The 24249-nt window shown below is 61.7% G+C and carries 16 protein-coding genes and 1 pseudogene; 10 read left to right on the top strand and 7 right to left on the bottom strand.

The window, feature by feature from the left end:
* Positions 1–19 precede the first annotated feature (19 nt).
* The 7 genes from nusA to FHW37_RS16165 all read left to right on the top strand — a co-directional run bounded on the left by nusA (position 20) and on the right by FHW37_RS16165 (position 9327).
* Positions 20–1624, top strand: coding sequence for a transcription termination factor NusA (gene nusA, locus FHW37_RS16195; RefSeq protein ID WP_145638246.1), 1605 nt, complete (start codon positions 20–22; stop codon positions 1622–1624).
* A complete protein-coding gene (locus tag FHW37_RS16190; RefSeq protein ID WP_145638244.1) occupies positions 1621–2313 on the top strand; it encodes an RNA-binding protein in 693 nt (230 codons plus the stop codon). Before nusA ends, FHW37_RS16190 begins: the two co-directional genes overlap by 4 nt.
* A 101-nt stretch (positions 2314–2414) precedes the next feature.
* Positions 2415–5297 carry a translation initiation factor IF-2 gene (infB, locus tag FHW37_RS16185; RefSeq protein WP_145638242.1) on the top strand — a complete coding sequence of 961 codons (2883 nt, stop codon included), beginning with the start codon at positions 2415–2417 and terminating at the stop codon, positions 5295–5297.
* Between the two features lie 395 nt (positions 5298–5692).
* Positions 5693–6823, top strand: a complete 1131-nt coding sequence (exbB, locus tag FHW37_RS16180; protein WP_210249305.1) for a tonB-system energizer ExbB — start codon at positions 5693–5695, stop codon at positions 6821–6823.
* A gap of 6 nt (positions 6824–6829) precedes the next feature.
* A complete protein-coding gene (gene exbD, locus FHW37_RS16175) occupies positions 6830–7330 on the top strand; it encodes a TonB system transport protein ExbD (RefSeq protein ID WP_145638241.1) in 501 nt (166 codons plus the stop codon).
* Positions 7327–8286: an energy transducer TonB family protein gene (locus FHW37_RS16170; RefSeq protein ID WP_145638239.1), complete on the top strand. Its 960-nt coding sequence runs from the start codon at positions 7327–7329 to the stop codon at positions 8284–8286. The genes exbD and FHW37_RS16170 overlap by 4 nt, the downstream gene beginning before the upstream one ends.
* Before the next feature lie 48 nt (positions 8287–8334).
* A complete protein-coding gene (locus FHW37_RS16165; protein ID WP_145638238.1) occupies positions 8335–9327 on the top strand; it encodes an Ldh family oxidoreductase in 993 nt (330 codons plus the stop codon).
* A gap of 84 nt (positions 9328–9411) precedes the next feature.
* On the opposite strand, the gene FHW37_RS16160 is transcribed toward FHW37_RS16165, so the two are convergent.
* From FHW37_RS16160 to FHW37_RS16145, 4 genes and pseudogenes are all read right to left on the bottom strand, one after another.
* Positions 9412–10788 carry an ABC transporter permease gene (locus FHW37_RS16160; protein ID WP_145638236.1) on the bottom strand — a complete coding sequence of 459 codons (1377 nt, stop codon included), beginning with the start codon at positions 10786–10788 and terminating at the stop codon, positions 9412–9414.
* Positions 10785–11474: an ABC transporter ATP-binding protein gene (locus FHW37_RS16155; RefSeq protein WP_145638235.1), complete on the bottom strand. Its 690-nt coding sequence runs from the start codon at positions 11472–11474 to the stop codon at positions 10785–10787. The genes FHW37_RS16160 and FHW37_RS16155 overlap by 4 nt, the downstream gene beginning before the upstream one ends.
* A gap of 2 nt (positions 11475–11476) precedes the next feature.
* Positions 11477–11938, bottom strand: coding sequence for a hypothetical protein (locus tag FHW37_RS16150; RefSeq protein WP_145638233.1), 462 nt, complete (start codon positions 11936–11938; stop codon positions 11477–11479).
* A 93-nt stretch (positions 11939–12031) separates the two neighbouring features.
* Positions 12032–13784, bottom strand: a pseudogene (locus tag FHW37_RS16145) (alkaline phosphatase).
* Between the two features lie 635 nt (positions 13785–14419).
* On the opposite strand from FHW37_RS16145, the gene FHW37_RS16140 reads away from it, so the two are divergent.
* On the top strand, positions 14420–15043 hold the full coding sequence (locus tag FHW37_RS16140) for a ribonuclease D (protein WP_145638232.1): 624 nt from the start codon (positions 14420–14422) through the stop codon (positions 15041–15043).
* Between the two features lie 100 nt (positions 15044–15143).
* Positions 15144–16229 (top strand): hypothetical protein, encoded by a 1086-nt coding sequence (locus FHW37_RS16135; protein ID WP_145638231.1) that lies wholly within the window; start codon positions 15144–15146, stop codon positions 16227–16229.
* A 52-nt stretch (positions 16230–16281) separates the two neighbouring features.
* Here FHW37_RS16135 and FHW37_RS16130 read toward each other — a convergent pair whose 3' ends face one another.
* Positions 16282–18213, bottom strand: coding sequence for an FG-GAP-like repeat-containing protein (locus FHW37_RS16130; protein ID WP_145638229.1), 1932 nt, complete (start codon positions 18211–18213; stop codon positions 16282–16284).
* A 33-nt stretch (positions 18214–18246) separates the two neighbouring features.
* Complete coding sequence (locus tag FHW37_RS16125) at positions 18247–20178, bottom strand: FG-GAP-like repeat-containing protein (RefSeq protein ID WP_145638228.1); 1932 nt, start codon at positions 20176–20178, stop codon at positions 18247–18249.
* A 424-nt stretch (positions 20179–20602) separates the two neighbouring features.
* Here FHW37_RS16125 and FHW37_RS16120 point away from each other — a divergent pair, with 424 nt between their 5' ends.
* Positions 20603–22363 carry a hypothetical protein gene (locus FHW37_RS16120; protein WP_145638227.1) on the top strand — a complete coding sequence of 587 codons (1761 nt, stop codon included), beginning with the start codon at positions 20603–20605 and terminating at the stop codon, positions 22361–22363.
* Between the two features lie 87 nt (positions 22364–22450).
* Here the strand turns inward: FHW37_RS16120 and rpsA are convergent, their stop codons facing one another.
* A complete protein-coding gene (gene rpsA / locus FHW37_RS16115) occupies positions 22451–24157 on the bottom strand; it encodes a 30S ribosomal protein S1 (protein WP_145638225.1) in 1707 nt (568 codons plus the stop codon).
* Positions 24158–24249 lie beyond the last annotated feature (92 nt).

The following is a 24249-nucleotide window of genomic DNA, read 5'->3' as shown; positions in this document are numbered from 1 at the left end:
CTTACGGAGACCAACGACAATGGCAGTGAGCGCAAACCGGCTTGAACTTCTGCAGATTGCAGATGCTGTGGCCCGTGAAAAGGTCATCGATCGCGAGATCGTGCTGGCAGCGATGGCCGATGCCATCCAGAAGGCCGCCCGTTCGCGTTACGGTTCCGAGACCAATATCCGCGCCGACATCAATTCCAAGACCGGCGAAATCCGCCTGCAGCGTCTTCTGGAAGTGGTCGAGCATGCGGAAGACTACGGCACGCAGATCCCGCTGGCTCTCGCCCTCGACCGCAATGTCGACGCCAAGATCGGCGACTTCATTGCCGATCCGCTGCCGCCGATGGATTTTGGCCGTATCGCCGCCCAGTCGGCCAAGCAGGTCATCGTGCAGAAGGTGCGCGAAGCCGAGCGTGACCGCCAGTTCGACGAGTTCAAGGACCGCGTCGGCGAAATCGTCAACGGCACCGTCAAGCGCGTCGAATACGGCAACGTGATCGTCGATCTCGGCCGTGGCGAAGGCATCATCCGTCGTGACGAGATGATCCCGCGCGAAAACATGCGTTACGGCGACCGCGTCCGCGCCTTCGTCTACGACGTCCGCCGCGAACAGCGCGGCCCGCAGATCTTCCTGTCGCGTACCCATCCGCAGTTCATGGTGAAGCTGTTCACCATGGAAGTGCCGGAAATCTACGACGGCATCATCCAGATCAAGTCGGTTGCCCGTGACCCGGGTTCGCGCGCCAAGATCGCCGTTCTGTCGAACGATTCGTCGATCGATCCGGTCGGCGCCTGCGTCGGTATGCGCGGTTCGCGCGTTCAGGCCGTTGTCGGCGAGCTTCAGGGCGAAAAGATCGACATCATTCCGTGGAGCCAGGATCCGGCTTCCTTCATCGTCAACGCCCTGCAGCCGGCTGAAGTCGCCAAGGTCGTTCTCGACGAAGATTCCGAGCGGATCGAAGTCGTGGTTCCGGACGAGCAGCTGTCGCTGGCCATCGGCCGCCGCGGCCAGAACGTCCGTCTCGCCTCGCAGCTGACCGGCTGGGATATCGACATCATGACGGAAGCCGAAGAATCGGAACGCCGTCAGAAGGAATTCAACGAGCGCACCAACCTCTTCATGGAAGCGCTCGATGTCGACGAAATGGTCGGCCAGGTTCTGGCTTCGGAAGGCTTTGCCGCCGTCGAGGAACTGGCTTACGTCGACCTCAACGAAATCGCCTCGATCGACGGTTTCGACGAAGACACCGCCAACGAAATCCAGATGCGCGCCAAGGAATATCTGGAGCGGATCGAAGCCGAGATGGATGCCAAGCGCAAGGAGCTCGGCGTTCAGGACGAACTGAAGCAGATCGACGGCCTCACCGCCCAGATGCTGGTCGCGCTCGGCGAAGACGGCATCAAGACGGTCGAAGACTTTGCCGGTTGCGCCGCGGACGATCTCGTCGGCTGGAGCGAACGCAAGGACGGCGAAACCAAGAAGTTCGAAGGCCTGTTCTCCAAGTTCGACGTCTCGCGCGCCGAAGCCGAAAACATGGTCGTACAGGCTCGCCTTCTGGCCGGCTGGATCACCGAAGCGGATCTCGCCCAGCCGGAAGCTGAGGCCGAGGAGGCGGACGCCGCAGAACAGGAATGATACCGCTCCCAACGGAGCGGGAGGCCGATGACGATGACGGGTTGGGCGACATTACCGTGAACGACCGTACCTGCATCGTCACCCGTGAGGCTGGATCGCCGGAAACGCTGATCCGCTTCGTGGCCGGCCCCAACGGCCAGGTGGTGCCGGACCTGAAGCGTCAGCTTCCGGGCCGGGGCTGCTGGGTCAAGGCGGAACGCGCGCTTGTCGAGCGTGCGATCGCCAAGAACATTTTTGCCCGGGCACTGAAGACCGGGGTGAAGCCCGACGCCGATCTCGGCGCCCTTGTTGACCGGCTGCTCGCAGCCGATCTGATCGGCATGATGAACATGGCCCGCAAGGCGTCCCAATTCGTGACTGGCGCCATGAAGGTCGATGCCGCCGTGCGCTCCGGCGCAGCACTTGCCGTCTTCCACGCATCCGATGCGGCGGCCGACGGCGTTCGAAAGATAGACCAGGCCCGCAAGGCCTGGATGCTCGGTTCAGGCACCGGGGAAGACATTCCGTCCTTTTCGCTCTTCACTGGAGCCGAATTGGACGAAGTGATGGCCGCGAATGCTTTTATCCATGCCTGCGCGCTTGCGGGACAGGCGGGTGAGGGTGTAGTGAAGCGCGCAAACCTACTTGAACAGTACCGCAAGGGCGGTCTGTCCCAGACCAAGGGTGTCGCTGACATGCCGAAAGAATGATGCGGGTCACCGGCTTTAGCCGGACGCCTATCGATATGTACGGATTAAACGACAGGTTCTGATGGCTTCCATCCGTTCCTGTGCGAAGGAACAGGAACGGAATGACCGATAATAAAGACGACAAGACACTGGGCGTGAAGAAGACCCTTACCCTGAAGCCGTCGGGTGTGACGCAGGGTACGGTGCGCCAGGACATGGGTCGCGGCCGCACCAAGGCGGTCGTCGTCGAGACGGTAAAGCGTCGCCCGACCCGCCCGATGGACGAAAAGCCAGCATTTACTCCGGCGGCAGCACCTGCTGCGCCAGCCCCTGCGCCCGTTGCAGCAGCAGCAGCACCGGTTGCCGCACCGCGCCCGGTCGAGACGGTCGCTGCGGCTCAGCCGCAGGTTCAGCAGCCCGCACCGCAGCAGCAGCCGCCGCGCCCGGCGCAGCCCGCTGCACCGGCACCGCGCATGCACACGCCTTCCCCGCAGGGCCAGCGCCCGGGCGGCTACAATAACCAGGGCCAGCGCCCGGGCGGTTCGCAGGGCGGTCAGCGCCCGGGTGGTGGCCAGCAGGGCAACCAGCGTCCGCAGCAGTCCAGCTCGGCTCCGCGCCAGCAGCAGCGTCCGAACGTCCTGCACGATCTGTCGGCAGGCGAGATGGAAGCCCGTCGCCGCGCGCTGATGGAAGCGCAGGCCCGCGAAGTCATCGAAGCCAAGCAGCGTGCCGAAGACGAAGCCCGCCGCAAGGTCGAAGAAGAACGTCGCAAGGTCGAGGAAGCTGCCGAAGCCGCCCGTCTGGCGGAAGAAGCCAAGAACCGTCCGCCGGTCGTTGAAGAGCCCGTTGTTGCCGAAGCCGCTCCGGCTCCGGCTGCCGCACGGACCTCCGAGCGCGAAGCGCCGGCCAGCCGCACGCCTGACAATCGTCCGCAGCCGCCGCGTCCGGCGCCTGGTGCTGCTGCACCTGCCGGCCAGCCGGTCGCAGGCCGCCGCCGCGGTCAGGACGACGAAGAAGAGCGTCCCGCAGCACGCATCATTCCGGGTCGCGGTCGTGTACCGGCTCCGGCTCCGGCCAAGCCGCCGGCACGTCCGAAGGGTGACGAAGGTCGCCGCCAGGGCAAGCTGACGATTACCGCTGCCAGCACGGATGACGACGGCAACGCCCGTGGCCGTTCGATGGCCGCCATGCGCCGCCGGCAGGAGAAATTCCGCCGCAGCCAGATGCAGGAAACGCGCGAAAAGGTCATGCGCGAAGTCATCCTGCCGGAAACCATCACCATTCAGGAACTGTCGCAGCGTATGTCTGAACGTGCTGTCGACGTCATCAAGTACCTGATGAAGGAAGGCCAGATGATGAAGCCGGGCGACGTCATCGACGCCGACCTCGCAGAACTCATCGCCGGCGAATTCGGTCATACCGTCAAGCGCGTTTCGGAATCCGACGTTGAAGAAGGCATCTTCAACCAGGCCGACGACGAAGGCGAAATGGTTTCCCGTCCGCCGGTCGTGACGATCATGGGTCACGTCGACCACGGCAAGACCTCGCTGCTCGACGCCATCCGTCAGACGAGCGTCGTTTCGGGTGAAGCCGGTGGCATTACCCAGCATATCGGCGCCTATCAGGTCGAGCAGAACGGTCAGAAGATCACCTTCATCGACACCCCCGGCCACGCCGCGTTTACCGCGATGCGTGCCCGCGGCGCCCAGGCGACCGATATCGCCGTCCTGGTCGTTGCTGCCGACGACAGCGTGATGCCGCAGACGATCGAATCCATCAACCACGCCAAGGCGGCTGGTGTTCCGATCATCGTGGCGATCAACAAGATCGACAAGCACGAAGCGAAGCCGGAAAAAGTGCGCCAGCAGCTGCTGCAGCACGAAGTCTTCGTGGAATCCTTGGGCGGTGAAGTGCTCGACGTCGAAGTTTCGGCGAAGAACAAGCTGAACCTCGACAAGCTGCTCGAAGCGATCCTGCTGCAGGCCGAAATCCTCGACCTCAAGGCCGATCCGAACCGGACTGCCGAAGGTACCGTGATCGAAGCCCAGCTCGACCGTGGCCGTGGTGCGGTTGCGACCGTGCTCGTCCAGAAGGGTACGCTGAAGCCTGGCCAGATCATCGTTGCCGGCGATCAGTGGGGCCGTGTCCGCGCCCTCGTCAACGACAAGGGCGACCACGTCAAGGAAGCCGGTCCGGCCATGCCGGTCGAAATCCTTGGCCTTTCCGGCACGCCGGCTGCGGGTGACCGCTTCGCCGTCGTCGAGAACGAAAGCCGCGCTCGTGAAATCTCCGAATACCGCCAGCGCCTGGCACGCGACAAGGCTGTCGCACGCCAGACCGGCCAGCGCGGTTCGCTCGAGCAGATGATGAGCAAGCTGCAGGATACCGGCTTCAAGGAATTCCCGCTGGTCATCAAGGCCGACGTGCAGGGTTCGGTCGAAGCGATCATCGCATCGCTCGACAAGCTCGGCACCGACGAAGTGCGTGCCCGCATCGTCCATTCGGGCGCAGGCGCGATCACGGAATCGGATATCTCGCTTGCCGAGGCATCCAACGCCGCGATCATCGGCTTCAACGTCCGTGCCAATGCACAGGCCCGTACGGTTGCCGAGCGCAACGGCATAGAGATCCGCTACTACAACATCATCTACGATCTGGTGGATGACGTGAAGGCAGCGATGTCGGGCCTGCTTTCGCCGGAACGTCGCGAAACCTTCCTCGGCAATGCCGAGATCCTGGAAGTCTTCAACATCACCAAGGTCGGCAAGGTTGCCGGTTGCCGTGTCGTCGAAGGCAAGGTCGAACGTGGCGCAGGCGTCCGCCTGGTGCGCGACAACGTCGTCATCCACGAAGGCAAGCTCAAGACCCTCAAGCGCTTCAAGGACGAAGTTTCCGAAGTGCCGATGGGCCAGGAATGCGGTATGGCCTTCGAGAATTACGAAGACATCCGCGCCGGCGACACGATCGAGTGCTTCCGCGTGGAACACATCACCCGCACGCTCTGATCCTTCAAAGCGTCATCACTTTTCAGAAACCGCCGGGAAGAAATTTTCGGCGGTTTTGCTTTATCCGGCGCGTTTTCGACCCGGTTGACGCCCGCCATGCGCCAGGGCGACGGCACCGCCGCAAAATTGCCTTAACTGCTCAAGATTTATTAGTTGCCATTTCTAGTCATGTTTATTATCGCATAGCAGCAAGCTCAGACGCCGGCGTCCGGCCGCGCGTGAGCGGACAAGATCGCGCCCAAGGCGGAAAATCCGACTTGCGGCGACCAGTCGGAGTATCAATTGCCATGTCTGCTGCCACCAAGCCCATCGCTGTCGAAACGCGTCTGCCGGTCGCCAAACCGGCATATTTCGCCAGTGCGGTTTTGGCGCTTGCCTTGATGGCAGCACCGGTCATGGCGCAGGCTCCCGAACAGCCGGCCGCCGCAACCACCAGCCAGCCGACCGCGCCGGCCGCCAACGAAAATCAGGCCCAGTCCACGCCGGCTCAGCCTACGCAGGCCCCGGCAGCTCAGGCTCCAGCCGCCCCCGTGGCACAGACGCCTGCCACCCCTGCCCCGGCAAGCCCGGCGCCCGCACCGGAAGCGACTGCACCGGCAGCATCGCAGACCGCCCCGGCACAGCCGAACACGGTAACAACGCCTTCCACGCAAACTGCACCGGCCGCGCCTGCCACATCTGCTACCCCTGCCGAAACGCCGGCACCGGCAGCTTCATCCGCGGCTCCCGCAGCCCCTGCCCCGGCTGCCGCACCGGCACCGGTCGCAACCGAGCTCGCCCAGCCGGGCCAGCGTTCCGACATTCCGCATAACCTCTCGCCCTGGGGCATGTTCATGGCCGCCGACTGGGTGGTTAAGGGCGTGATGAGCGGGCTTGCTCTGGCATCGCTCGTCACCTGGACCATCTGGGTTGCCAAGACGATGGAACTGGCCGGCGCCCGTGCCCGCGCAAACAGGGTGATGAAGATCGTCCGCCATTCCCGCACGCTGCCGGAAGCGCTGGAAAAGACCGGCCGTCGCGGCGGTCCCGCAGCGCTGATGCTGCATGCCGCGGCCCACGAGATCAACCTTTCGGAAGCCGCGCTCGACTACGCCCATAATGACGGCGTCAAGGAGCGCGTCTCCTCGGTCCTGTCGCGCATCGAATCCTATGCCGGCCGTCGCATGGCGCGCGGCACGGGCATTCTGGCGACGATCGGTTCGGTTGCTCCCTTCGTTGGCCTGTTCGGAACGGTCTGGGGCATCATGAACTCGTTCATCGGCATTTCGCAGTCGAACACGACCAACCTTGCCGTCGTGGCACCCGGCATTGCCGAAGCGCTGCTTGCGACCGCGATCGGCCTCGTGGCCGCTATCCCGGCCGTCGTCATCTATAACGTCTTTGCCCGCGCCGTGACCGGTTACCGGCAGCTGCTCGCCGATGTGGCGGCCGGCGTCGAGCGCACGGTCAGCCGCGATCTCGATTTCCGCAAGGCACCTCCGGGCAGCCGCAAGACCGGCCCGGTTTCGCTGGTTGCCGGAGGCTAAAACATCATGGCTGGCGGTATCCGCGAACATCACGGCGAAGAGCTTCCCGAAAACCACGAGATCAACGTGACGCCGTTCATCGACGTCATGCTGGTTCTGCTGATCATCTTCATGGTGGCGGCTCCGCTCGCCACCGTCGACGTCAATGTCGACCTGCCCGCTTCCAGCGCCAAGCCGGCGCAGCGGCCGGACGAACCGCTTTATCTGACCGTCAAACAGGACCTTTCCCTCAATCTCGGCAATGACGCGGTTGCCCGCGAGCAGCTGGCCGCGACGCTCGATCGGGTGACGCAAGGCAACAAGGATACGCGGGTCTTCCTGCGCGCCGACAAGATGGTCGATTACGGCCAGTTCATGGAGGTGATGAACCTTCTGCGCGACGCCGGTTACCTGAAGATCGCGCTGGTCGGGCTGGAGACGGTTCCTGTCGCGCCTGCAGCTGCTCCTACAGCTCCCGGAACCGCAGCGCCCGCACCGGCTGCTGCCCCGAGCGGAGGCAATCCATGAACGGCATGATGCCGCACAGGAAGCTCAGCGGAAAGCTTGGCGAGGTCGGTCTGTGGACCTCTGCCGCGCTTTTGGTCGTGACTGTGCATATCGCGGCCGCGGCACTGCTGATGCAGGAAGAGCCTGAAAAGCCCGCCGATAACGGCCCGCCTGCCGCGATCATGATCGAGCTTGCGCCAGAGCCCGAGGCTGCCAAGACCGAAGAGGAACAGGTCGCGACCGAGACCATGAACCAGGAAGAGGTCAAGAGCGACGAAACGCAGCCGGTCGAGGAAGCTCAGCCCGAGCCGGAACCTCAGCCCGTTGCCGAACAGACGCCGGAGCCTGTCGAACCGCCGCCGCCGGAAATCGTCGAACAGCCGCCCGAACCGGAGCCTCCGCAGGAAGTCGCGGAAGTGCCGCCGGAGCCTGAACCCGAGCCGGAAATTGCCGAGCCGCTGCCCGAGCCGCCGGAACCGGTCGATCCGATCGAGGAAAAGGTGACGGCAGCGCTCGAAAATGTCGAAGTGCCGCTGCCGGTCGTCAGGCCGCCGCCACCGAAGGAAGAGCCGAAAAAGCCGGTGCGCAAGGTGCAGAAGCCGAAGCAGCAGCAGGCCCAGAAGGAAATGGCGGAAGCCAAGCTCCAGACCGAGCAGTCGGACCGCACCGCGGCCACGCAGACCTCTACTGGCTCGATCTTCTCGTCGATGTCGCCGACCACGTGGAAATCGCGCGTGCAGTCGCGTCTGGCCCGCAATGCCCGCCGTTGCCCCGGCAATGGTGCGGGTACGGCCGCCGTGCGCTTCAGCTTCGATGGCGGTGGCAATGTGACGAATGTCTCGCTGTCGCGCTCCTCGGGCGACGGGCAGATCGACGACTATCTCGTCTCGGTCGTGCGCCGCGCCTCGCCGATCCCGGCACCGCCGGCCGGTGTTCCGAATTATCTCGTCCAGGCACTAACCTGCTCGCGCGGATAAGGGTATAGCAGGGTTCCTCCCTTCCAAGAACGATCCGGAACAGCCTGCATGAACATGACAATCGAAGAAGCCGAAACGCTGGTGAGCAGCGTTTTCGAAGAAAACGGCGTTTTGCCCGCGACCGCCCGTTCCGTGGCACGCGCGCTCGTGCAATCGGAAGCCGCCGGCCAGTCCGGCCACGGCCTGCGTCGCGTTCCGGCCTATGTGAAACAGGTTCGCACCGGCAAGGTGGATGGCAAGGCAGTTGCCGTTTCGACGCGCCCGAAACCCGGCATTCTGGCAATCGATGCGGCGCATGGCTTTGCCTATCCGGCACTCGACCTCGCTGTGGCCGAACTTCCGGCGATCACCCGCGAACAGGGCATTGCCTTTGCGACGATCAACCGTTCCCACCATGCGGGCGTGATGGCACTGACCGTCGAACGGTTTGCCGAACTCGGCCTCGTGGCGATGATGTTTGCCAATGCGCCGGCGGCCATGGCGCCCTGGGGCGGAAAGAAGCCGCTGTTCGGCACCAATCCGATCGCCTTTGCCGTACCGGCCCGAAAGGGCGAGCCTCTGGTCATCGACCTTGCGCTTTCAAAGGTGGCGCGCGGTAAGGTGATGGAAGCGACGCAGAAGAATGTCGCCATTCCCGATGACTGGGCTTTTGACGTCGACGGCAATCCGACGACAGATCCGTTTGCCGCGATGAAGGGCACGATGGCGCCTTCCGGCGGGGCCAAGGGTGCGGCGCTGGCGCTGATGGTGGAAGTACTATCGGCCGGCCTGACGGGCGCACATTTTTCCCATGAAGCCAGCTCGCTGTTCGATGAAAAGGGTCCGCCGCCGTCTCTCGGCCATTCGATCATCGCGATCGACCCGGATGCCTCGACGGGCGGCGGTACGACAGAGCGGATCGCGCATCTGGCGGCCGAGATGGCCGGTCAGGACGGCGTGCGCCTGCCGGGCAAACGTGGCCGTGGATTGCGCTCCGAGGCCGTTCTGAAGGGCCTTACGCTCGAAGACGACGTTATGGAAGCGATCAAGGCGCTTGGCTGACGCCCACGTTTTTCTATGAACGGACATTAAAACGCCGGGCGAGCTAAAATCTCCCCGGCGTTTTTCGGTTCAGGCAGGGCTCAATCAGCTCCTGAGTGCCTTTGCCGGCGACTGGCGGTAGGCGAGTAGCGCCGGGACCGCCGCGAGAATGGCAGCCACGATGAGGAGGCCGAGGAAGGACCGAACATCCTGGCCGGTGAACTCGACGGGAAGGACGATGCCGCTCTGACCCGTAAAGGCATCGGCAATCAGCCGGGCGGCGGCAAGGCCGATCAGGAAACCGAGGCAGATGCCGAGCGCCACCATGAGGAAAAGTTCGGCCCAGGCGATGGTGAAGACGGAAAGCCGCGGAGCGCCGAAGGCCCGCAGCGCGCCGATCTGGCGCCGCCTCTGGGCGACATGGGTGACGGTGACGAGGACCAGTGCGGCTGCGACCAGAGCCTGCGAGCCGGCGGCGACAGCGCTCAGAACGAACTTGGCATCGCCGAGCGTGGAATAAAGGCTGGTCAGGACCTCGCCGGGGAAAACGGCCAGCGTGCCGCCTGTGCGATAGGCCTGACGCAGGCGATAGGCATCGGCGATGGTTTTCGGCTTGACGAGGATGGCCGGCAGGCCCGGCGCATCGGTGCCGTAATCCTCCATGATCGGCGCATCGGCATCGATCGTGCCGTGATGATCGTGGTCGTCGTGATGCTCTTCGGCGTGGGTTGCGCTGTTGGCCGCGGTTTCGCCGGTAGCCGGCGCAACCTCAGCCGCATGCGCTGCCTCACCGGCGTGCTGGGCCTCGCCATCGTGGTCGTGATCGCCGTCAGCGTGATCGTGGCCGGCCTCTTCGTGCTCGCCTTCCTCATGCGCATGGCCGAGGCCGTGAACATGCCAGACGGCCTGCAGGGGCACGAGAATGGCGCGGTCCCATGGCGTGCCAGTGGGCTTGAGGCGGCCGGCGACGTGATAAACGACCCCGGCATGGGTTTCGCCGCCGCTGGCGGCCGTGCCATGCATGGGCTTGATCTCGGCGCCGAGCGGCAGATTGACGGCAGCACCGAGGATTGCCTCGCCTTCCTTTTCAAACATGCGGCCTTCGGTAAAACCGGTCGTCGTGTTCGAGATCAGCGCACGGGTGGTGCCGACCAGCGGGTAACCGGCGAAAGAATCGCCAAAACCGATCGGGGCCGCCCATGCGACACGCGGATCGGCGGCGAGCTTTGCCAGGACATCGCCGGAGACGAGCGGCAGCGGTGCGGCCTGCAGGAAGACGGAAGAGAGAACGAGCTGGGTCTCGCTGCCGGGGGCGCCGACGACGAGATCGAATTTATCCGCCGCCCGCGCACTGCCGAGGCGCAATGCGCGCTCCTGCAGGGTGACGGTGACGCCGAGGGCGGTTGCGAGCGCTACGAGCAGGACCACAACGATGGCGCCGGCCCACATGCGTTTGATATCGGCGAGGATGAAACGGATCATTGTGCCCTCTCCCCGGCCTTCGTATCGGTCTTGATGCGCCCAGCCGCGAGCGTCAGGCGGCGGTCGAGGCGATCGATCAGGGTCTGGTCATGCGAGACGACGATCAGCGTGCTGCCGGCCGATGCAGCCATCTCGAGCAGAAGCTTGCCGACTGCTTCGCCGGAGGCGCCATCGAGGCTTGCGGTCGGTTCATCGGCAACCACCACGCCCGGCCGGCGCAGGAGTGCGCGGGCGATCGCCACGCGCTGCATCTCGCCGCGCGACATGGTGTCGATCTTCTGGTTCGGACGGGACAACCCCACCGAAGAGAGAAGTTCGTGGGCGCGGTCGGTCATGGCGCGATCGGCAACGCGCGAGAGGCGCGCGGGCAGAAGCACGTTGTCGACGGCAGACAGCCCCTGGAACAGGTGAAAATCCTGCATGACGAGGCCGACATGTTCAGCCCGCCAGCGGTCACGCGCGCCTTCCGACAGGCGGGCGATATCCTGGCCATTCCAGAAAATATTTCCGGAGGCGGTGCGGTCGAGGCCGGTTACCATATTGATGAACGTGCTCTTGCCCGAACCGGAGCCGCCGGTGACGGCGACATGCTCGCCGGCTGCGATCTTCAGGTCATCGATGACAAGCACGGGGGCATCGAGCCCCGGAAAAGAGACGGACAGGTTTTCGACGGAGAGAGAAAGCATGCTCAGGCGGTCTGATATTCGGCCTGGCGCAGGCGAAGCAGGCTGACGAAACCAGTCTCGGGATCGGTCCAGGAGCCGAATTCCAGCTTGCCATCGACCTCGATCGTCTGGCCCGGCTGGGTAAAGGTCTGCTTGTCGGAGAGATAAACGACGACGATATTGTCCGGCCAGTCGGCATCCGAGGAGCAGAAGGGGCAGATCGACATCGGGATTTCGGTCAGCACGAAGAATTTTGCCTCGGCCTTCAACGGCGGCGCCATGAAGCCGCGCATCGTCACCGGACGACCGGAGAGTTTTTTGACCTTGTCGGAGAATTCCAGGCCAAGAACGCCGAATTTTCCATAGAGCTCATCGAAACCGAGCGTGTCGGCTGCGCGGGCGGAACCGGCTGCTGCGAGGGGTGCGGCAGCGATGAGGCCGAGCATGGAACGTCGGCTCAGAGTGACCGAGAGGGGCTTTGTCATGGCAATCTCCTGGAGTTGGCTCTGAAAACGGCATTCCCGGCCGAGTGACCGGCCGGGAGATATCTTAACGGAATTTCTCCGTTCAGTCAGACCTTAGTTGGTCTGCTTGGTGCCGAGAGCCAGCGTATCGGCCAGAACCTTGTAGACGTCGCTCTGCTCCATGTAGCCACGGAAGCCTTCGGCACCCGGGCCGACCGACTGCAGCACGACGTCGTCAACAGCGTGAACGCCGCTGTCGCCGTTCTTCGGAATGTTGCCCTGTACGAAGACGGCGCCGGGCACGTCCTTGTACTGTTCGTTGGCGACATATTCCTTCTTTTCGTTCTGGATGGCCGGAACGAACGGACCGTCCATCTTCGGGCGGAAGGTTTCGTAATGGTCCGGGCCGTTATTGGCGTTCAGGAACAGGCGGCGGGAGACGTCGATCTTGTCCGGGAAGCCGTCCTTGTTCTCGTCCTTGTAGTTCGGGAAACCGGCATCGGCGTAGGTGCCGACCTTTTCGCGCATCTCGGTGCCCGGCTTGTCGTCATCAACGGTACCGATGATCGAAACGCCGTGGGTGTGGTCGCCGGTGACAACGATCAGCGTGTCCGGATGGGACTTCTGGAATTCGCGGGCAAGGCCGATGGCCTGGTCGAATTCGATGGTTTCGATGACGGCGCGGTCCCAATCGAGCGGATGGGACATCTTGTCGATCGAAGAACCTTCAACCATCAGGAAGAAGCCGTCTTCGTTCTTGGACAGGCGGTCGAGGGCGACCTTGGTCATGGCAACGAGGCCCGGCTGGTTCGGGTACTTGTCGACCGTGCCCTTTTTCAGGAATTCGCGGTCGAGCGTGACGTCCATATTGCCCGGATGGAAGAGGCCGAGCAGCTTGCCGTCGGCAGTAGCGTTGGCGGCCAGCTCGTCCTTGTTGGTCGCGACCTTGTAGCCGGCGTCCTTGAAGAGCTGGATGTAATCCTGGTTGTCCTTGCGCTTGGAGCCCGGGACATCCTTGCCGAGGAAATAGGCCGAACCGCCGCCAAGCAGGACTTCCGGCTTGACGTCATAGAGCATGCCGACGATCTCGGCCTTGTCGTTGCGGTTGCGGGTATGGGAGACGACGGCGGCCGGCGTCGCGTCTTCGACTTCGGCGGTCACAACGATGCCGATCGACTTCTTGGGTTTGGCGGCGGAGCGCCTCGGCAATGGTCTCGACCTTCGGGTCGTCCATCGAGTCCGGCGTACGGTCGGCATAAACGCCGATTGCGTTCACGGCCGTCTTATGGCCGGTCATGTAGGCCGACATGGTGTTGGCGCTATCGGTGGCAACGGCATTGGTGGCCGAGGTGCCGATGAAAGCTGCCGGCGGCACGTCATCCATGTTGAGGCGGCCGTTTGCCTTGCCTTCGGTCATGCCCTTGGACATGATGCGGGCAGCGGTGCGGTGCGCAACCGAGAGGCCGTCGCCGAGCATGAAGATGACGTTCTTGGCCTTCGGCTTTTCGCCGGTGCCGTAAACGTTCCAGGTGACCGACTTGGTTTCCGAACCGGCCGAAACTTCGACCTTGTAATCGCCAGCCTTGGCGATCGTCACGCCGCGCAGGATGATGGCCGAGCCGAGGGCCTTGTCCTTGCCCTTTTCTTCAGCGACGAACTGGGCTTCCTTGCCGAGAGTCGCCTTGTAATCCTCGCCGTTGACGGTGACCTTGATGTCTTCCGGCTTGACGTTGGCGGTGAACTCGACCTTGAAGTCGAAGGGCGAACCGGTGAGGATCGTTGCACGATCCAGCGGATAAACGTTGGCGGCCTGGGCGGCGCCGGCGAGAACGGTCGAAACGGCTAGAGCGGCAAATAGCTTGCGCATGGAAACCTCGCGAGAATTCGAAGGGAAAGCAGGTTCCCTATAGCGAGGCCATATGACACTTACGTGAAATCTCAACCACTGGTCAGCGAAAGCGGATTTAAACCGCCGAGCGCACACTCCCGATTCGTCTTCACGTTTCAAATGCCGGTTTGCAGCATGCTGCGCACGGCAAGCTCAACGCGGCTTCGCCGGTGTGCTTCAAAGGAAAAATGTCGAGAAAATCAGGCCCTAAAACGGGAAAAGCCTGGCGCGGGAGGAGGATGCGCCAGGCTTTAAACTTGATCGACAACTGGGAGGAGGAGGATGTTGTCGATCCGTATCCAACGGCACTGGGAGGAGGAGGTGTGCCGTTCGATGAGATAGTTTCTAATCCAATCATCCGGCATCGCCAAGAGCTCTCGTTGCAATGCAGCAATGCGTTTGACGCAAGGCTGGGCATTTGCCCGGCAGTTTCAGGGCGCCTGATTGACGATAAAGACGCAGGAACCCGGTTGGGAGCGCCTAATTGCCGAAAACATGATCAACCCCGACAGATGCTTACCTTGTTGGGAACAGGTTTGCAGCTTTCGAAAAGCGATTTTGATTCCAGCACCTGTGTTATAGCGAAAGGTATGACCAGAAATGCGGAGACAGCCATGACGACCATCCGGACCCATGAAGGGGATATCGCGGCAGAGGATGCGGCGCGCTACACGGATGCGATCGCCATCGATACCGAGACGCTTGGCCTGATACCGCGACGTGACCGGCTCTGTGTCGTCCAGCTTTCGCCTGGAGACGGTTCGGCGGATATCATCCGCATCGCCGCCGGCCAGACGGCCGCACCCAATCTCGTGGCGCTTCTGTCGGATCCAGCACGGCAAAAAATCTTTCATTATGGCCGTTTCGATATCGCCGTGCTGTTTCACACGTTCGGCGTGACGACGAACCCGGTCTTCTGCACCAAGATCGCCTCGCGCCTGGTGCGCACCTATACCGACCGGCATGGCCTCAAGGACAATCTGCGGGAAATGCTGGAGATCGACGTCTCGAAGGCGCAGCAGCAGACCGACTGGGCGGCCGAGACCCTGTCGCAGGCCCAACTCGATTATGCCGCTTCGGACGTGCTGCATCTGCATGCGCTCCGGGACAAGCTGACCGCGCGGCTGGTGCGCGACGGACGAATGGAGCATGCCCGCGCCTGTTTCGAATTCCTGCCGACCAAAGCGAAGCTCGATCTGCTCGGCTGGGACGAAACCGACATTTTTGCCCATAGCTGAGGCAGAGCCCCCGGATCCTTGCGGCTTGCTGTTTAACAAGAGTTAACCCTGCGATTCTATCTTGGCGAGCAACTGCCTTTCGCCAAGAGAGATAGAACTCATGCTGCTTCCTACCCAACAGTCGCTCGGCCTCGTCGCCAACAATACGCTGCAGTCGATGCTCGACGGCATCGAGGAAGAGCGCAAGAAGCAGGAAGAGAAGAGTACCGGCAAGGAACGCGACGTCGTTACCGAGGCGAAGATCAGCGCCAGCGAAGAGGCCAAACGCGCCAAGGACAAGATCGCCACGGCGCTGTTCAGCGCCAACAATGCCGATCCGAACGAGGTCAAGATCAAGCTGATCGACCGGCTGGCCGACAAGCTCGGCATCGATACCGACGAGGCCCGCTCCAACTACACGCTCGGCAAGGCGCTGGAAGACGCGCTGAAGGGCCTCGGCTCCAACGGCACGAGCGAGCTCGAAAAGGATCTCGGCCTCGACGAGATGGGCGTCTCCGCTGCCACGCTGTTGAAGGCGATCCAGAATCCTTATGGCGACGACAATCAGCGCCTGATGGATGGCATCAACCGCAAGATCAATGGCGGCAAGCTCGACACGGAAGTCGAACGCGTCGTGCAGCGGCTCGAAAACGTTGCCGATCCGAAGACGCTGGCAGAGCTGAAAGCCGGTCCGCAGGGGTATGATCCCACCCGGATCGAGGATGCGGAAACGAAGGCCGAGCGGCAGGACGATATCACCGCCGCCGAAGCCGGCGAAAAATTGAAGGACGTCCAGAAGGTTCAGGACGTCGTCGAGAAGAAGAACGATGTGGCGACCGGCAAGGTCGATGGCGCGGCAAGCACCTCCAGCGCCGATGCGGCGGATGCAAAATCCGCCGAAGCCGCCGAGATGATCACGCTTTTCGCCGCAGCCGCCGAACAGGCCGGCCATGCGAGTGACGCCGACACGACCGCCAGGGCTGCCGATCAGGCACAGAATGCGGACGCTGCCGCCTCAACAGACGGCGACGCTTCCTCGGCAGTGACGGTGCTGAAGGCCGAGGCGTCCAAGAGCGAAGCCGGCGAGAAGACTGCGACCGACATGCTTGCCGACGACGCGGCAGACGCGAGCAAGGCGGATATCCAGCCGGTCCGCGTCGACGATATCGGCCTCTACGAACTGCTCAAGAAGAAGCTGGCCGCCTGACGACAGACGACAGGCGAAGCCGGCAAGAGTGGTCGCCGGCTTCAATCGCGGATCAGGCGATGATGTCGAAATCTGCGAAAGTCATCTTCAGATGCTTGTCGATGGTGGCAAACAGCACAGCCGCTTCTTTGCCATTACCATCGGCATCATACCAAAGCTTGCCTGACTTATCGTCATAGATGATCCGGTCGGTGGCATCATGCGCCTTGGTGCCGATCCAGAAGGCGTCCTTGGCGAGATGGCCGGTCTTCCCGACCTTGGTAAAAATATCGTCGTCCAGCCAGATCGTGTCGTCCTTGACGACGAAATCAGCGATATTATCGACATTCGTCGCGCCGAGCTTGGTGTCGAAGACGAACGTATCCTTGCCAAGGCCGCCGACGAGCACATCCTTGCCGAGACCGCCGTAAAGCTTGTCATTGCCGGCGCCGCCATAGAGCTTGTCATTGCCATCACCGCCCGAAAGCGTGTTGCCTGCGGCATCGCCAGTCAGCACGTCGGAATATTTCGAACCGGCAAGATTTTCGATCGAGGCATAGACATCACCCTTGGCATCGCCGGTATTCTTTGCGGAATTAGCAAGGCTGGCGCTTATGGCTTTCGTCGCATCGGCATAGGATGCCGTATCCGATCCCGTGCCGCCGAGCAGCTTGTCGGCACCAGCGCCGCCCACCAGGATGTCGTTGCCGCCACCACCAACGAGCACATCATTGCCGCCCTTGCCCGAGAGGGTCTGGGCCTTGGAGCCGCCGAAGATGGTGTCGGCCGATGCCGTGCCGGTGACATTGCCCGCAGAGATCTGCATGGAGGCAACCGTCACCTGATATTTTCCGTCGTAATTGCCGACCTGGACGATCTCCGGCACGCCGTCGCCATTGACGTCCATCACCTCGATCGTGCCGCCCGACGAGAAAAGGGCATCGGGGGCGAGCTGATAGAAATGGTTGGAGCCGTCGTTGATATAAGCGACAACACCATCGCCAGACTCGCCGATCATGTCGAGCGAGCCGTCCTTATTGATATCTGCAAAGCTTACATACTTGATCCAGCCGCTCAATGTTGGCTGGCTATCAAGATAGAGCGCGCTTTGATCCGAAAAACCACCGTGCCCGTCCGAAATGAGGACCTGCAGTTTCGCTCCCTGATAGAACGGATTGTTATTGGTCTGGACCGAGAGGATATCGGCCTTGCCGTCCCGGTTGAAATCGAAAGCCTTCGCATCGAGCCGGATTGAATCGGCAGGACCGAAGAGGCCGGAAGGCATGGACGACGATGCGTCGATGAACTGCCCGGCGCCGTTGTTGATCAGCAGCCTGTCGTTTGTCGTGTCGCTGCCAAGATAGAGGTCCTTGTCGCCGTCCCCATCGACATCAATAAAAAGCGACGTGGTATAGACCCCTTGGCGATTGACGATATCCGAGGGAAGACCAGCGCTTGAAACGGTGAAATGCGCCGTGCCGTCATTGATCAGGAAATAAGGCCCGCTTCCGCCGCCATTGATATTGCCGACATAGAGATCGAGATCGCCATCACCGTCGATATCCGCTGCATCGGCAGAGTGGGAAAAATCGGGGATGGTCGGGAGCGTCGAACTCGCATCGACGAAGCCGCCGGTGGCCTTGCCGAGCATCAGGACATTAGTGTGGCCGGGAAACGGCGAAGCGTCATAGCCGTGATCGGCGATGAAGATATCGGTTATGCCATCGCCGTTAAAATCGCCGGTGACCATTTCACGGGGATGGACGGTTGCCGGAACGCCACCAGTGATGAGGCTCTGCGCACCAAGCGTGAAACCGCCGCTGCCATTGTTCAGCAAGGTGAAGACCGGAATGGCGCTATCCTGAAGCGGATAATAGAGGTTGGCGCCGACCAGATCGAGCTTTCCATCGTGGTTCACATCGACGGCGACAAGCTCCTGCGTCCCTCCGACCGATCCGCTGATCTGGAAATATGCGATCTTAACGGGCTTCAATCCTGCACTCATTTTCACGTCCGCTTCAAAGAGGGTTATCACCGATCAGGCGATGATGTCGAAATCCGCAAAGGTCATCTTCAGATGCTTGTTGATGGTAGCAAAGAGGACGGCGGCCTCCTTGCCATTGCCATCGGCGTCGTACCAGAGCTTGCCGGACTTGTTGTCGTAGATGATCCGGTCGCTGGCATCATGCGCCTTGGTGCCGATCCAGAAAGCGTCCTTGGCGAGATGGCCGGTCCTGCCGACCTTTGTGAAGATGTCGTCGTCCAGCCAGATCGTATCGTCCTTGACGACGAAATCAGCGATCTTGTCGACATTCGCTGCACCAAGTTTGGTGTCGAAGACGAATGTATCCTTGCCGAGGCCGCCGACGAGGGTGTCCTTGCCGAGACCGCCGTAAAGCCGGTCGTTGCCGGCGCCGCCATAGAGCTTGTCATTACCGTCACCGCCCGACAGCATGTTGCCTGCAGCATCGCCAGTCAGCACGTCGGAATATTTCGAGCCGGCAAGGTTTTCGATCGAGGCATAGACATCGCCCTTGGCATCGCCGGTATTTTTAGCCGTGTTGGCAAGATTGGCGGTGACGGCCTTGGTTGCGTCGGCATAGGATGCCGTGTCCGATCCCTTGCCGCCGAGCAGCTTATCACCAGCTGCACCGCCGACCAGAACATCGTTTCCGCCGCCGCCGACAAGCACATCCTTGCCGCCTTTGCCCCATAGGGTCTGGGCCTTCGAACCGCCAAAGATGGTATCGGCCTTGGACGTGCCGGTGACATCGCCGGAATCAATCTTCATCGAAATGACGGCAAGCTGGTATTTGCCATCGGAATTGCCGACCTGAACGATTTCCGGAACCTTGTCGCCATTGATATCCATGACCTCGAACGTGCCGCCCGGCGCGTAAAGGGCGTCTTTCGGAAGCTGGTAGAAATGGTTGGTTCCGTCGTTGATATAGGCAACGATGCCCTGCGTATTGCCGGACAGCTCGCCAACCATGTCGAGCGCGCCATCCTTGTTGATGTCAGCGAAGGTTATGTATTTGATCCAGCCTGCGATATTCGGCTGGCTGTCGAGATAGAGGGAGCTGGCATCGGTAAAGCCGCCGACGCCGTTCGACTGCAGGATCTGCAGCCGCGCGCCAACATAAAAGGGGCCGTTGCTCGTCTGGACCGAGAGGATGTCCAGCTTGCCGTCACGATTGAAATCAAACGCCTGGGAATCGACGCGGATGGAATTGGCGGCACCAAACAGGCCGTCCGGCAGCGATGTGGCTGAACTGGTAAAATGGCCGGAGCCATCATTGATGAGAAGCTTGTCGCCTGCGGAATCGGCGCCGAGATATAGATCCTTGTCACCATCCCCGTCGACATCGATGAACAGCGAGGTCGTATAAGTCTTTGTCCGCGCAACGATATCGGCCGGAAGACCGGCCGTGGACACCGTGAAATGCGCGCTGCCGTCATTGATCAGGAAATAGGGGCCGGTGTTTCCGCCGAAGACATTGCCGACATAAATGTCGAGATCGCCGTCACCATCGATATCGACCGCAGCTGCGGAATGGGTGAAATCGGAATAACCGGGCAGATTGGCAACTCCGGTCGCGTTGACGAAACCGCCACCCGCCTTGCCGAGCAGCAGCGTGTTCCGATAACCGGGATAAGGATTGGCATCGTAGCCGTGGTCAGCGATGAAGATATCCGTGATACCGTCGCTGTTGAAATCGCCGGTCAGCATTTCGCGCGGATGGGTGGTTCCCGGGACGCCACCGCTGATCAGGTTCGAGCCGAGCGTGAAGCTGCCCTTGCCATTGTTGAGAAGCACGTAGACCGGAATGGAATTGTCCTGTGGCGGCCAGAAGAGGCTGGCGCCGACAAGATCGAGCTTGCCGTCATTATTGACGTCGAGGGCAACAAGTTCCTGGGTCAGGCCAACAGAACCGCTGATCTGGTAATACTTGACTGTGGTCGGCTGCAAGCTCGGCTTCTCCTCTTGCCAACGTTCCGTGTCCGAGATCTGGAAAGCGTACAACTTGCGGCAGCTATAGCGCGACCGGTTCGCGACGTAAATCTATAAGAAATTTCTGATGCGAATCGATATTCCAAAGCAAAAAACGGAATTGCTTCCGAATTTTACCGAGCACTCATTGAGAGTTTTCTTGAGCATTGCTCCGATTAACACGACCAGACAGCGATGTTGCAAAAGCGAACATTTATCAGCGCGTGTGCGAACTGATTTTCGCAATCTTTATCGAAACGTTAACTATTTGCGGGCACTACTTGACGATCGGCAATATCGGGCGCCATGAGGCGTCGCGGGCTGGGCCTGGAAGGCCGCATTTCATATCCGCACATGGCCGACCTGTTTCACGGTTGTTTTGAGCCAGAGATGGAGCAGGCCCATGCTACCTCCAGTTCGTGCCCCTTCAAGCGTATCGCCGGACTATCAGTCACAAGTCCCGCAGATCGCCATCCGTCCGCGGCTTGATCTTGCAAGCGCCCATAGTCATGCGGCCGCCAACGACATGCCGCTTTCCGGCGGCAGGCTCGATATCCTCTCGCTCTCCGGCCAGCTGCAGATCGCGCAGGGATCCTCCATCTTTGCCGAGACGATCGGCGCCCTGCTCGACATGCCGCGCGGCGAAAACGAGCCGCTGACCGACTATGCCAAGCGGTTGACGGAAGCCGTGAAAGCCATGTCGCCGGGCGAACGCGCCGTGCTGGAGCGCATGCTGAACCAGCTGGTCAAGGGCGTTTCGGTGCGCCTGCTGGCGGAATTCCTCAACAATCCGGCAGGGCTCGAAGCGGCAAAGCTCGCCATGTCGATCGAAGGTGCACAGCTGGCCGGCACGGACCAGGCAACAAGCGCCGTGGTCAGCTCCTATCGCCAGAACGGTGGCGATGCAGCGGCCAGCAGGACAGCTGCCGCATCGTCGGCGAACCCGGCTGCGCCGGCCGGTGGTCAATCGACCGCACCGGCCCAGGCACAGGCAGCCGCAACACCGATGACAACGCCTGCCTCTCCTGCATCGACCGCCATGTCTCCGGCGGCGCAGCAGCCACAGGCGGCCGGCCAGTCGAGCGTGAATGGCGCCGAGCCCCTACCCACCGGCCTTGCGGACGCAATCGAAGCGGACGTCGAAACAATCTCCGAAGGTGGCACGCAACGTTCCGGCGCCGACCGATCGCCCCCCCTCGCCGGCCGGCCGATGCAAGGTGTTCAGGCGGGAGAGGCGAGCGGATCCCGATCGACAGCATCGACATCCGGCGGCCTCGCGACCGGAGCGGCATTTGCGCCGATGGCAAAGGCCGGCGGCGACGGGCTCGCGGCAGCGGTGCAAACGAGTGTTTCCGGCCGCATGATGCAGGCCGCATCCACCCAGATGCCGGGTGCATCGGCTGAAGCCACCAAGGCTCATGGGCAGGCGATTTCCGGAACGCCAAGGCCGGACAATGGCGGCGGGATGACCGGTTCGATCAAGCATCCGGAAGCCGCGCGGCATGCTGCGCCGGAAAACGCTGCCAGACCAAGCCGGTCGGCCAACGAACCGATGCCGGCAGCACTTGCAGAATGGCTGGCCGAAGCATTTGCCGCCGACCTCAGCGATGCCTCGACGCTGTCGTCGCTTCTGGCGCGCGCGCCGGAAACCTCGCTGGACGAGGTATTGCGCCGGCTGTTCGGCCGCTCCACGCCTTCGGCCCAAGCTGAAACGGCACAGACGGCGGCTCCGGAACATACGGGCCCGAACGGCGCTGCCGCTCAAGCGGAGACGGCTTCTGCGGAAACCACGGCTGCAGAAGAAGGGCGTTCACCAAATACCGCAAACCCGAAGATGGCGAATGCCGATGCCGCCGATGCGCCCGATGCACGCTTCGTACCGACATTGCCGGTACCGGTGATGCGGGAAGCGCTGGTTCCAAACTTCGTTCCTTATCCTCCCGCCGAAGAGGAAGAGGAGCGTCGCGAGCGCAAGGCCCAGGAAGTGGACGCGATCGGCGAGGACAGGCAAGAAGACGCACCGGAAGACCAGTCCTTTCATCACCATGGTGAAGAGGAAGAAGGTGCCGAAGGCGACGATACGGAAGAAGGCCAGGGCAAGGTGCCGGATGAGGAAAGCGCCCGCGCCAACGATCTCTACTGGCGGATGGCCGGCTGGAACTGATCTCGGCGTATCGGCCTTTTCAAAAATACGCGCATGAAAAAACCGCCGGACTTTCGCCCGGCGGTTCTTTTATTCCGAAAGCAACGATTACTCGTTGCCGCCGCGGTTCTTCAGAGCCGCGCCGAGAATGTCGCCGAGCGAAGCGCCCGAGTCGGACGAACCGAACTGTGCAACTGCTTCCTTCTCTTCAGCGATTTCCAGCGCCTTGATCGAAAGCATGACCTTGCGGTCCTTCTTGGAGAAGTTGACGACGCGGGCGTCGACAACCTGGCCAACCGAGAAACGCTCCGGACGCTGATCGTCGCGATCGCGTGCCAGGTCGTTGCGGCGGATGAAGGACACGAGGTCTTCGTGGTTGACGAGCTTCACTTCGATGCCACCGTCGTTGACGGCGATGATCTCGGCCGAAACGACAGCGTTCTTGCGCAGGTCGCCAGAGGCAGCTGCGTCACCGACAGCGTCCTTGCCGAGCTGCTTGATGCCGAGCGAGATACGCTCCTTTTCGACATCCACATCGAGAACGACAGCCTTGACGACGTCGCCCTTGTTGAACTCTTCGATGACCTGTTCGCCCGGACGGTTCCAGTCGAGATCCGACAGGTGAACCATGCCGTCGACATCGCCTTCGAGGCCGATGAACAGGCCGAATTCGGTCTTGTTCTTGACTTCGCCTTCGACTTCAGTGCCAGCCGGATGCGAGTAGGCGAATGCCTGCCACGGGTTTTCCAGCGTCTGCTTGAGGCCGAGCGAGATACGGCGCTTGGACGGATCGACTTCGAGAACGACAACGTCGACTTCCTGGCTCGTGGACAGGATCTTGCCGGGATGTACGTTCTTCTTGGTCCAGGACATTTCCGAAATGTGGATCAGGCCTTCGATGCCCGGCTCCAGCTCGACGAATGCACCGTAGTCGGTGATGTTCGTGACGGTACCGGAAATCTTCTTGCCGACCGGGTACTTGGCGGCAATGCCATCCCACGGATCCGACTCGAGCTGCTTCATGCCGAGCGAGATACGGTGGGTTTCCTGGTTGATGCGGATGATCTGAACCTTGACCTGCTGGCCAATGGACAGGATTTCCGACGGATGGTTGACGCGGCGCCAAGCCATGTCCGTGACGTGCAGCAGGCCGTCGATGCCGCCGAGGTCAACGAACGCACCGTAATCGGTGATGTTCTTGACGACGCCGTCAACAACCTGGCCTTCTTCGAGGTTCTGAACGATTTCAGAACGCTGCTCTGCGCGGGACTCTTCGAGAACCGTACGGCGCGAAACAACGATGTTGCCGCGACGCTTGTCCATCTTGAGGATTTCGAAGGGCTGCGGGTTGTGCATGAGCGGGGTAACGTCGCGGATCGGACGGATGTCGACCTGCGAACGCGGCAGGAAGGCAACGGCGCCGTCGAGATCGACGGTGAAGCCACCCTTGACCTGGTTGAAGATAACGCCTTCAACGCGCTCGCCAGCTTCGAACTTGGCTTCGAGCTTGACCCAGCTCTCTTCGCGGCGAGCCTTCTCGCGCGACAGAACTGCTTCGCCGAGTGCGTTTTCAATGCGCTCGACATAGACTTCGACTTCGTCGCCGACCTTCAGCGAACCGTCCTTGCCCTTTGCACCGAATTCCTTCAGCGCGATGCGACCTTCGACCTTGAGGCCGACGTCAACAACCGCCATGTCCTTTTCGATCGCCGTTACCAGACCTTTGGTAACGTAGCCTTCGGCCAGATCGTTGGAAGCGAAGGATTCTTCGAGAAGGGCTGCGAAGTCCTCCCGGGTGGGGTTAGATACTGCCATGGAATCTCCTAGAGCATCCTCTATCCGAGGATACATATGCGCCGGTGGGTTCGTGTTGATCACGCCCGCAGTCCAAGCCCGCCTCTCTTGGA

It is taken from the genome of Neorhizobium alkalisoli (assembly GCF_007829835.1).
GTDB lineage: Bacteria > Pseudomonadota > Alphaproteobacteria > Rhizobiales > Rhizobiaceae > Neorhizobium.
Note: the sequence above shows the minus strand (reverse complement) of the source record. Positions and strands in the feature narration are given on the sequence as shown.